This window comes from Nostoc sp. DedSLP04, from assembly GCF_034530775.1.
Classification (GTDB): Bacteria; Cyanobacteriota; Cyanobacteriia; order Cyanobacteriales; family Nostocaceae; genus Nostoc.
Genome location: NZ_JAVRCL010000032.1, coordinates 1 through 12,238 on the forward strand (window position 1 = coordinate 1; position 12,238 = coordinate 12,238).

Here is a 12,238-nt window from a genome sequence, read left to right on the forward strand (position 1 = left end):
ATTTCAGTTATTTACTACTTGCTTATGTCGGAAAGTGACAGAAGAGGGATACAGCAGATTTCAAGTTGGTGAGGTACACAAGCAAGCTAAATCTGTTACCCAGGTATAAAGCGTGTTTTATATCATGTCCGCTTGATTGCTTATTAAACCCGAAGAACCCCACCCCGCCAAAGCTACGCCTTGTCTCCCCTCCCCGCTTGCGGGGAGGGGTTGGGGGTGGGGTGTAATGACTGTGGTTAGCATAACTAATTATGCGGACATGATATTACTCCTGAATTCTGAATTCTGCTGTATATGTATTAGCGATCGCCTTTGAAAATGACTTTTATAAATTGGTCAATTTATTACACAATATTTAATAGTATATAAATTTCAATAATCAAAGGAAAAAAGCTATTGTCACGTTTTCACGAGACATTAATTTTTTAATAGTGCTAGTCATGCAGAATATAAAAAAATATTATAAGTAATAACATGGAAAAAAGTGTTATTAATGCCAGCCTTTCTACTCAGAACCTAACCTTTCGTCCAGGTGATACTCCTGTATCATTTGAGGTAACTGTCAATAATGACAGCGATCGCTTCGTCAATTTTCAGATAGAAATTACTGCGGCGGGTGAAATCCGCAACACAGGATATCGCTGGTATAGACTTGAACCAGAGGTAGCGGCAGCCAAGCCACCGGGCAGTAGTACCATCTTCCAAGTTTTCGTATTCAATACACCCATGCCGGGATTTGTTGGTACTGTTAACCTGATGGTAAACATTTTTTCACCGCAATTAGCACAACAGTCCAGACTTGTGCTACGCCTGAAAATCGAGCGAGACAACAGACCAACACATTTAAGTGTAGAATTACCTGTACGAGAGTTCCAAGTTTATCCTCGCAATTCTGTCGATATACCAGTACGGGTACGGAACTTGGGGCAACAACCAACTGAGGTAATGCTGCGTTTTACAGGCGTCGAGCCGTCTTGGCTAGCTGGCAGTGCAGAACGCCGATTACCCTTAGATCCAGGTGGTTTAGCAGAAGCTACATTCCAATGCCAACCTCCTTCTGTAGTGCAAGCGCCCAGTCAAAATTATCCTTTTACTATTGAAGCTGTTAGCAATAATGGTTATCCAACTAATGCTGAAGGCAATATTGAAGTTTTGCCAGTGGGTTTTATAGACTTTACTACCACCGAAAAACACCTGAAAATCCCCAATAAATCGGCATGGTTGCCTGACTGGAAATCTGATACAGCTTCCTTTGAATTACTATTTAAAAACGCTAGCAATCTCAACCAGGAAATTAATGTACAAGTGCAGGGTAGAGACTGGCGAAAATGTAGTTTTAAAAAGCTTCCCGAAACTGCTAATCTGCATCTAGGAGAGACAAGTAAAGTCATTCTCGATGTTAAAACAAAACGTCCTTGGATTGGAATCGGCAAAACTCTATTATTAGAGGCTAAATCGGAATTATCCGATCAACGTTTAGGCAGTACAGACCCAGCCACGCAGACATTAGAAGTAGAGACTCTGCCAATTATACCTTTATGGCTACAATTGGCTGCGATCGCACTATTAGCCGCACTCCTCGCATTAATCTTGCAACCAAAAGGTGTAATGCATACCCGTTCTGTCAACTCAGTGCGCTTTAGTGGCATTGGTTTATCTGTGGTCAGTGGCTCAGATGATTGCACCTTAAGATTTTGGAGAATTGGTGCTGATAGTTTAGACCCCGATGATACTGTAAGATATGCTGGACAACCCCTTGCTTGCGACCAAGCACAACAGCCTAAAGGCTTGATGGCGATTACCGATGACGCTGTAGAAGTCTTGCGCTTCATGCCTTTACAAAATAATCGCGCTGCTGTTGGTTTAGATAATGGTGTAATTGAACTTAGAGATGTCCCATCAGGTACAAAGATTAGCCAACTTCAAGACCTTAAAGATCCTAAAGCAAAAGGCGATCGCGTTTTTGACCTAGCTTTCACCTCAAACTCACTTAACTTATTCAGTGGGTATGGCAGTGGTAAAGTCAGACTATGGTCAAGACCAGCGCCTAACAGCGATTTTCTGCCAGAACCGCAAGTTATTGACGTACAAAGTAGATTGAAACTCTCAGGTTTCCAAGTCCGGGCATTAAATCTCAGCCCAGATGCAAAAACTCTAGTAATTGCTGGGAACTTTAAGCGTTTTATATTGTGGCAGTGGAATCAAACTCAATCTGATAAACAATCCCCAACTTTATCGGTGCAAAATCTAGAAAAACTAGACCCATTAGTTGGGCCTGAAGATTATATTTGGGGATTAGCTTTTGTTCCTGACTCAACAGGAAAAATCCTCGCAACTTCTGATTCTGCGGGTTTTATTACCATTTGGGATTTAAATCAGTGTCAAACTATCAAAAATCCGAATCCGCTAGAAAAAGTAAATGAACTTAATTGTTTGCAACTAGACCGTTGGTCAGCATCAAAAACATCTGTGCGGACTCTAGCATTTAGTGACGATGGGAGTCTCTTAGTAAGTGGTGGCGATGATGGACGAGTCGTAGTTTGGTACTTAACTCCCGAACATAAGCTTGACAAAACAAGAGCAGCAGAAGGTAAAACAATTTACCAAAGCTCTAAAAAAATCAATAGTATCGACTTGAAAACCAATCAAGGAACCATGATTGTGAGTGGTGGTGAAGATTTTCAGGTCAAATTACACCGCATCAAATAAGGGAATCAATGACATGCAAGCTAAATTCAATCCACTGCAAGTTATTATCAACCCACCTGGAATTCAATTTGGGATGCCAGGAGATACCATTGAACTTTATATTGTTGTAATCAATCAGGGAAATCAAAGTGCGGTTATTGACTTATATTTTGTTTTTGATGAAGTATTTCAAAATTTAACCGGCTGGTCTAGTTCTCCTAGAGAAAGTTTAGCGTTAGCTCCAGGGCAAAATAGCGACGAAGTCAGATTTGAGTTTCAAATCGCCGCAAATGCTCTCCCAGGAACCTATGACTATACACTAGTCGTAGATTCTCCTCTACATTATCCCCAAGATACTCCCATAACTTTCGCAAACCAAATTAAGGTTCTGCTAAAAGAACAGACTGCAATTCGGGTGAACGACCCAACATTTTCCATCAGACCTAACACCAACCCCAACAAACCGTTAATTTTCAATCCTAGTGAGCCTTTGCAAGTGGAGGTAATAGTTGACAATCGCTCTTATCTCGTAGACAGATTCCGCTTGAGTTGTCCAGATTTAGACGATGACTGGTTCACAATTAATTATCCTGCGACTGGATTTGAGGGGCCAGGATTAGTGTCTGACGTGACTGCATTAGAACTCAATCCTGGTACGCAAGGTCAAATATTGTTGAAATTTCACCCACCTGGAGATACCCTTGCTGGAAGCTATTCGCCGACAATCCGCTTGTATTCAGAAAACTCTCCAGATTTAGTACTGTTGGATTTGGTGTATATCCAAATTCCGACAAATTATCGCTTAGATATACAACTTAATACCATCTTGGGACAAGTTAGCCGTAGTCTTGGTAAGTACGAATTATCACTAGCTAACCAGGGCAATATTGTCCGCGAACTGATATTAAACTTAAAAAGTCGAGACGAAGAAGAACTCTATACTTACAAATTCGATCCCACTGAAGTCAGATTATTACCTAATAGAAGTGCTGTGGCTAATTTGACGGTCAAACCCAAACCTTGGTGGCGACGACCGTGGTTTGGTGCAGGGCTAGCGATCAACTTTCAACTCAACATCAAAGATCAACAAAATTTACCCCTACCGAACACACTGCCTCAAGGAACTTTGGTATGGAAACCCCGCCCTTGGTGGCAATTTCTTCTGTTAGTTTTGGCAATTTTGGGGTTATTGGGAGGGATAGGATTTATCATTTGGCGAATTTTAAACCCCGATCCTTTGAGATTAGAAAATTTTAGTGCAAATGACTCTCAAATTACTGAAGGTGATGAGGTAGCTTTAAATTGGGAAATTCATCAATATAAACAGTTAAAAAAGTTAGTTTTGACGGCTAAAGGTTCCCAACCTATTCAGCCGATTACTTATGACTTTAGCAATGGCATTCCTGAAACACTGGGTAAAGGAAGTGCTAATGAAATCCCTCCTTGTCAGGTACAAAATAAACAAGAATTAATTTGTAGCAACGTCAAAACTGGAGTAAAAACAAAAGGCAATTACACTTTTGAATTACAAGCCTTTTATCACAATGGTATACAAATATTTTCTCAAACTAACCAAGTAGTAGCGCAAACTACCCAAGTAGAAATTGCAGAAAAACCAATTGCATCAGTAGTTAATTTTCAGCTAGATAAGCCACAGTACACAAAAGGTGAAAATATTCTTTTTAGTTGGACAATTGCACGTCCATTATTGCTGTCACAACTACAGGTTGTTGGCAATGCAGATGATGGTACATCTTATGGTGAACCAGTTACTTACAAATTTAATCAAGGCAATATTACAGACCCTAAAATTAAAAAACTATGTATACAACAAAATCAACAACTGCAATGTAAAAATATTCCTTTATTAGCAAATAAAGTGGGAAGTTTTGCATTTGAAATCAAAGCTGTTTCTAACAATGGAAGCGACAAAATTAGTTCTAAAAAAGCTGAATCAAAAATTCCAATATTACCTAAACCATTTAAAATTGTCTATTTCAAAATTAACGGTAGCGAGCAACCAAATTTGGTTCTCAATGAAGGAACATCTGCTATTCTGAGTTGGAGAGTAGAGGGAGAAAATATTCAGGTTAAACTTATACCATACGGCAATGACGTTCCAGCAGTTGGTTCAACGAAGTTTTTAGTAAATCAAGCCTTCCCCGCTCAAATCGGGCTGCTAGTCAATGATATATCTGGTAAGCAACAACCCCAGCAAAGAGGATTTGCAATCACAGTCCTCAAAAAAGTAGTGCCTACTCCTATACCTAGCTTTAACCCAATTCCACCTACTCTGCCACCTAGCAATAGTCCATTTAAGACTCCCTTACCTCAGAGGTAACTTTTTGGGCATTTGCTAGCTCAATTCCTGGTTTTATGAAAAGCTCGGCGTCTGCGCCCATTTTCAAGCTGAGGTTTTCGCAACGGTACTACCTCAGCTTCACTACTCTCACGTGCTACCCGAATCAACAACCCAGCAGCTATTAAACTGGCAATCATAGAATTACCACCATAACTAAACATCGGTAAAGGTAAGCCAGTAGTCGGTAGAGAACCTGTAGCAACACCGATGTGGAGCAATGATTGTCCTACCATCAAAGTCGTCACACCGATCGCTACTAATCTATGTACTATATTTTTAGCCTTCAGTGCCACAACTAATCCGAGAGTAGCGAATGTAGCTAAAAGTACCAACAACACCATACTGCCAACAAAGCCAAACTCTTCAGCGAACACCGCAAAAATAAAATCGGTATCTTGAATTGGTAAATAAAACAGTTTTTGTTGAGAAAGCCCATATCCAGCTCCCCAAGTTTTACCAGAACCCACAGCTAGTAGACTTTGCACCAACTGGTAGCCATCTCCTGTAGCATCCGCCCAAGGATTGAGGAATGACATTACCCGCTTACGCTGATACTCTTTAATACTAATACTGAGTAGCGCCAACATTACTCCACCAATTGCTGTTCCTCCCAGGTACTTGTAAGGTAAGCCAGCTGCTAAAGCAATTAGCCAGATAGTCATGCCGCAAAGTGCCGTTGTACTCAAGTTAGGCTGGGCAAGAATTCCTAAAAGTACCAAACCAAAAACGCCCAACCAAGCGAAGCGAACCCGCCAACTAATTCGTTCCCATTGACCAAAAAGCCGCGCACTTTGCAACACCAAAAAGGGTTTAATTAATTCTGAGGGTTGAATCGGAATTGGCCCGATCGCAATCCAACGCGCTGCATCAAAAGCTTTTTTTCCCAATCCTGGGATCAGTGTGACAAAAATTAACCCTAAAAACAGCAACAAAAACCAATGGGATAGTCCCAAAATTTTCTGCAACGGCGAATTAACAATAATATTGAATCCAATTAAGGAAACTAAGACCCAAAGCAATTGACGTTTAAAGTAATACAAACCATCATTCTGACGGGCATCAGCGACAGGATATGATGCTGAAAATAGCATGATCAAGCCGACGAACAGCCAAATCAAGGTTAACCAGCGCAACAATCGCGCTTCTAATGCCCAGTTGGAAACTGAACTATCAAAAATTGGAATCAGGTGGCGTAGATTCACGATCGGTACAGGTAAAAACTTAGAAATTAGGAGTTAAAAATAAAACTCATAAATCATAACTTATAACTCATAAGTAGGCTTTACAACCATAAATATTAGAGTTGTTAACTTCAATACACCACTAGTTCAATAATTTCTGACAAATTGCCATTTCTACACTGTAAAAGCTAAGTAGTATTTTATACTCAAAGCTCAGTTTTCTATAGTTAAAAGCGATCGCTCGAAAATTGACTGAAAGTGTTCTAAAAGTTTTTTGTAGTATCAATTCTCAACAAAAAAGAGGTCTTTCTCGACCTCTTACCAATTTCCTAAAATAATATTCTATTTACAGAATTACGACAAGCCAGTATTAGCGCCTTGCTTACCAGTTGCTAGTTCCACCTTGATGATTGTGCCGCCTGCTTTTTGAATGCGTTGCTGTTCGCGGAACCAGTTTTCATAAGGAACTAGCTTAGTGAAGTAAGTATTTTGCAGTTCGCGTTGCGTACGAATTCGGGTTTGGCTAGGAACTAGAGCAGTAATTTTAAACAAACGGGACATATTTTGAAAATCTCCTGTATACTTTGCGAAAACTTTTTTATCTCAAAATCTTGAGTGCAAATCTTTTAATCATTCAAAGGCTGGAAATCAAACATCAATACTAGACCACCAACACTCATCACTGATAATTTACCAAGATAAGCAATATAACGTTCTAGCACTCACGGCTGATTTCCAGACCTTAATAAAGCCGCACCTAAATTCTTAAGCGCAAACTAGTTCTTAGCTTAAGCCAGAGGAGATATAGTCTAAGTAAACGCCCATTTCCTTACCAGCATCAGAACCTACCAAGCTGGCGGTTACTTCTTTGATTGCTTGGATAGCTTGCACGGTAGCACCGACAGGAACGCCCAAGGAGTTGTAGGTTTCCTTCAAGCCATTGAGCACACGCTCGTCTAGGATGGAAGGATCGCCAGCCAACATAGCGTAGGTAGCGTAGCGGAGGTAATAATCCAAATCACGGATGCAAGCAGCATAGCGGCGGGTGGTGTACATGTTGCCGCCGGGACGGGTGATGTCAGAGTATAGCAAAGATTTTGCTACAGCTTCTTTGACGATCGCAGCAGCGTTAGCGCTGATGGTGCTAGCAGCACGTACCCGTAGTTCGCCAGTAGAGAAGTAGCCTTTTAGCTTTTCTAAAGCAGAAGAGTCAAGGTATTTGCCTTGAACGTCTGCGGAGTTAATGACAGCGGTAATTGCGTCTTGAGCCATGTTGTTAATTCCTTATTTCCAACCGTATTGCAATACTTCTGTTTAAGTAGGTAAACAGCTTTACCCTATCCTAGAAGGGCACCAACTAGGTAGTCGAAGTAGCCAGCAGCTTCACTAGCGTCATCACCAGAGAGCAGTGACGCAGAGCCATTCTTCAGCCCACGGATACCTTCAGCAACACCATCGATAGGAGTTCCCAAGGACTTGTACAGTTCACGGGCACCAATAACACCAATTTCTTCGATGGGGGTGACATCACCAGCAACGATACCGTAGGTAACGAGGCGGAGGTAATAATCTAGGTCACGCAGGCAAGTAGCAGTCAATTCTTGACCGTAAGCGTTACCACCAGGAGACACAACATCAGGACGCTTTTGGAACAGTTGATCGCCAGCTTGCTTAACGAGCCGTTCGCGATTTTCTGATAAAACTTGAGCAATCCGCACCCGGCGCTCACCACTTGTAACAAAGGACTTGATCCGATCTAACTCACCAGGGCTGAGGTAGCGAGCTTCTGCATCAGCATTCACGATAGCTTTCGTGACGATACTCATTAATGGATTCCTCCAATACTAATGAAACCAGGATTTGATTAAACTGGTGCGACTTTGAGTTTGGTTTACTGAGTTTGTTTTCTCATTCTTTTAGACACAACAATTTTACAACTGCTACGGCTAATAAATTACGAGTTTGCTTGAGTCAACACAAGTACACAAGCTTTCAAACTCAGTTACCTTCCGCAAAACATTTTCCGGCATTCTGTTGAGCATTTATGACTGCTCTTAATACTTTGTAATATTGCTTTTCAGAATTTACTGTTTTAACTGCAATCTGAGAGCGGTATTACGAAAGGTTAAGAAGGGGACAGGGGAAAGGTTACAGGGGACAGGGAACAGTAAATAATCTGTACCCTATTCCCTATTCCCTATTCCCTACTTCTTAATCAACCGCAACACTGCCGAGGTAGTTACCTGCTGGCAGAGATGGGAAGCGGTTGTAAGGCACAACATCTTCACCGAAGTAGCGGTTATATTCTGGACTTTCGACTATTGCTTCTACAGCGGCTGACAAACCACTATCGACTAGCAGCTTGTTATATTGGCCAATTTCTTCCTGAGTTGCGGGTGTACGCCCCAACAGATGACGGAAGAGGAACTCAATGACCTTGGTATGAGGATAAGGTGATAAGAAGCGCTGGCGATAGATTTGGGAACTAGCTAGTTCACGCACAAACTCCCGCACGGAAATTTCACCATTTTGGAGTTTGCTATCTAGGTCAGTGCGACGGAAATTATCGGGCACTTCACCGCTAAATACATCCAATACTTGACGATAAATGGCATTGATTGCCTGTTGTTTTTCGTCTTGGTTGGTGTTTTCTGTTAGACGGTAAATGCGCGCATGTTTACGCACACCTTGTTCCACGGATTGTCCGCTAGCATCATTGTAGGAACGGCCCAGTTCAGCAAAGGATGGCTGACCATTTGTTTGGGCTGCGATATCTGCGATCGCCTGTGCCAAAAGCGGTGTATCGTTACTAACTCCGACACGGGCTTGTACTGGCTTAAAGCTGGGTACAACCACGTCATCGTTTTGCTTAGTCAGCTGGTTGTAAAGCTTCTCTGTATTCGGGAAGTTTGCCGCTGGCAGGGTCGGGAAGCGGCGGTAAGGAACCGTATCTTCACCAAACACCTGGTTATATTCCACACTATCTACCAAAGCACCAATAAAGGCACGAATACCTTGAGTAGCCAAAATTTGGTTATACTTGCGGATTTCTGCTTGGTCTAGTGGCGCACGTCCCAAGAAGTGTTTGGTTCCTAACTCAATCACTTTGGTGTTGGGGTAAGGTGTGTAGAACTCTTTCAGGTAGAGGTTAGAATAACCCAAACCTTCAATAAATTCCTTCACGCTAATTTCGCCATTCCCCAGCTTGCTTTCCCATTTGGTAAATTCGTTTTTGGCGATGTATGGTGCAATATCCCGCTCAAAAATCTGACGATAGGCAGCGCTGATCAAAGTTTTGACTGCAACCTTGTCAGTAGTATTCGCCACCAATTTGAAGATTTTGGTTTGTTCCCGTTGCTTGCTAACACCTTGGTTAATGCGGAACTGAATATCTGGTTCTGACCGCTTTTCTGTCACTGTACCCAGTGTCACAAAGCTTGGTGTTACCTCCTTCTGGATTTTCGCTGCGATATCATCACGAATGCTACCAACACGTAATTGTCGCCCTGCTACACCACCAGGAGTCAGATACCGTTCGTAAGGAATCGTATCTTCACCAAAGGCTTCGCTGTATTCTACGCTGTTAATAATGGCATCAACCACCGCGTAAAAGCCCTGTTTAGAAGCAATATCAAAGTACTTGTTGATTTCTTGACGACCATAAGTCGGACGACCCAACAAGCGGCGGTGAATATACTCGATCGCTTTACAAACATACAGCGATGACCAGTATAGATTGCGGAAGACATCCGACTTAGCCAAAGCACGGATAAATTCCCGTACCGAGATGTCACCATTTTCCAGCTTGATTTCTAATACCTTTGGGCGCTGACCTTCGTAGACATCGCGACCAAAAACTTGCAGGTAAGCAGCTCTAATCACTGCTTGTGTGGAGCTTTCGGAGTATCTGACACTAGAACTTTTGGGAGCCTTTTTACCTCTAGTACCAGGCAGTTGGTCTAATTTGAACACCTTGGGACCAAGGGTACCAGGAGCTTCACCCCGCGCTCTGGGATTACTATTTTGGTTATTAATCCCTGCTCCTTGGTGAATCAGGATGCGTTTGGTATCCTTGCTAAAAGGAGCCGGACTGGTACTGGGGTTGCGAGTTTCTTTCGGGAAAATCGCCCCAAACTGAATTTCCAAGGGGTCGTTACCAGAACCGTAAGGATGTTGATCTGGTAGCGGTTGCTCGTAAGCCGCAAATGTGGTGAGGAACTGAGGTATCTTGCGGAAAGGCGCACTGTAGTTAAACAGGTCTTGCTGCGGCCCCCAGTTGCGACATTCTTGTGCTTCTTGACCCAGACCCCGCAGGTAGGGTACTGTTTCTTCACCAAAATAGTCGCCGTATTCAGCAGAATCTACTAAGGCATCTACCAAAGCTGGTAGACCACCGTTAGAAATAATCGAGAAGTATTTTTGTACTTCTTCTCGGCTACTTGGGCCCCGTCCGAGAATGTGACGGAAAGCTAGTTCGATGACTCGGCTGTTAATAAAAGGCTGGTAAAACTGTTTTTGGTAAAGGGGAGATTTAGCTAAACGACGGACAAACTCTTTCATAGAGATGTCGCCATTCTTCACCTTGGATTCTAGGTCAGATATGGACAAACTATAAGCACGGGTAATGTCGCGCTCAAAGATTTGTCGATAGGCCGCTTTAACTACCTCATTTTTTTCACTACTGGATAACCCAGTCTTCATCACAAACTTGGGACGACGTTCTGAGGCATTGAAGTAGATTTGCGGCAATTCTAACCCTTGCTGGTCGCTAGAAGGGCGTTGGCGCAGTTTATTTGAAGGTGTGGCTGCTTTGAATTCTGTTAACAAAACATCCATGTACTGAGACACAATTTCTGTACCCTCAGCATCGTTGCGGAAAAATGAAAGTGCCCCAGCTTTGATTTCTTGTAAAGCTACTAGCGTAGCTTCTCCAGAGCAGGCATTTTCAATGATTTCCCGCAAACCCCTTGTATTCACCGCTATGATGTTGGGATCGCCAGCAACGATCGCATAAGTAGCGTAGCGCAAGAACCAGGATAAATCCCGCAAGCTCTTGGCCATGTTGCTTGGGCCATATCGAGCAATGTTAATTGGTCTGAAACCTGGAGGTGTCGGGCCGCTGGGGGATGAGTTAAATATTGATCGTAAATTTTCTAGGAACCCACCACGACTTTCAACGTAGGTTACAGTTCCCAGTTGCATCCCTTGTTGAACATTAGCACCGCTAACAGCACTAACCGGTACTATTTCTACTGCTCTGGGCTTTTCTAAAAAAGCCATTGGCGAACCACCAACAAAAATCCGGTTAGCAGCTCGAGACACAATAATCTCGGCATTGTCCGTCAACGTCTGAGAAATTTCTAGACGCTTTGCACCAGATGCAAAATAGCTTGCCAGTTCATTTAGTTCACCATTTCCCAAGAAACGGTCTTGCTGCTCCGCTTGGGTAATTGTGGATACAGGTAGGGTTTGATATAGTTGCGGACGCGCAACCGAGCTTCCACCACTCGCCTTAACACTCATCGGATTTGTAAAACTCCCATTATAAGCGTTTATATGTTAAGTCTGGATTGTTTTGAGGCTTGACACATCGGCGTGTCTATGCTTTATAAGCTTGAAAGTATTACCTGCAAAACTGCCAGTAAATTAACCCACTTAGCTTTTAGATTAGAACGTTTTGCGTTCTCAAGGCGGATTTATTAAGAAGTATGTAGAACCTGTATCTTAAATGTCTCCAGTCTTAAAAGTGTATACTCCAGTTTGTCTGAGATTAAGTCTAAGTTTTGTAACTAAGTAGTAGGTTGGGAACTGTCTGCTGATTTCTTTTTTATTTAAACGCATAAGCACTTCGCCTTTTTGCAGGGTAGGGGCACAGAGGGAAACGCAGAGGCACGCAAAGAATTAGCTATGCATTAATTAAAGGTTGCACTTAGTCACTAGACAGTGGTTATTCGTCGATGTTAAGTTGTTTTTGCTACTGGTAAAAGCATGTTAAAACTGACACTAT

At 42.4% G+C, this 12,238-nt stretch carries 6 protein-coding genes and 1 pseudogene; 2 read left to right on the forward strand and 5 right to left on the reverse strand.

Annotated features, from left to right (window positions below; genetic code table 11):
* Positions 1-474: 474 nt before the first annotated feature.
* Together RMX89_RS18885 and RMX89_RS18890 are read left to right on the forward strand one after the other, a co-directional pair.
* A complete protein-coding gene (locus RMX89_RS18885) occupies positions 475-2,709 on the forward strand; it encodes a hypothetical protein (RefSeq protein ID WP_322690010.1) in 2,235 nt (744 codons plus the stop codon).
* Between the two features lie 13 nt (positions 2,710-2,722).
* Complete coding sequence (locus RMX89_RS18890; RefSeq protein WP_322690011.1) at positions 2,723-5,029, forward strand: hypothetical protein; 2,307 nt, start codon at positions 2,723-2,725, stop codon at positions 5,027-5,029.
* Positions 5,030-5,049: 20 nt separating this feature from the next.
* Here RMX89_RS18890 and RMX89_RS18895 read toward each other — a convergent pair whose 3' ends face one another.
* From RMX89_RS18895 to RMX89_RS18915, 5 genes and pseudogenes are all read right to left on the reverse strand, one after another.
* Entirely contained in the window at positions 5,050-6,252 is a 1,203-nt protein-coding gene (locus RMX89_RS18895; protein WP_322690012.1) for an FtsW/RodA/SpoVE family cell cycle protein, read from the reverse strand.
* A gap of 333 nt (positions 6,253-6,585) precedes the next feature.
* Positions 6,586-6,792, reverse strand: coding sequence for a phycobilisome linker polypeptide (locus tag RMX89_RS18900; protein ID WP_094349821.1), 207 nt, complete (start codon positions 6,790-6,792; stop codon positions 6,586-6,588).
* A gap of 222 nt (positions 6,793-7,014) precedes the next feature.
* Positions 7,015-7,503, reverse strand: a complete 489-nt coding sequence (gene apcB / locus RMX89_RS18905) for an allophycocyanin subunit beta (RefSeq protein ID WP_104908010.1) — start codon at positions 7,501-7,503, stop codon at positions 7,015-7,017.
* A 65-nt stretch (positions 7,504-7,568) separates the two neighbouring features.
* Entirely contained in the window at positions 7,569-8,057 is a 489-nt protein-coding gene (gene apcA / locus RMX89_RS18910; protein WP_322672097.1) for an allophycocyanin subunit alpha, read from the reverse strand.
* Positions 8,058-8,454: 397 nt separating this feature from the next.
* Positions 8,455-11,754, reverse strand: a pseudogene (locus RMX89_RS18915) (phycobilisome rod-core linker polypeptide); the annotation flags it as partial.
* Positions 11,755-12,238: the final 484 nt, after the last annotated feature.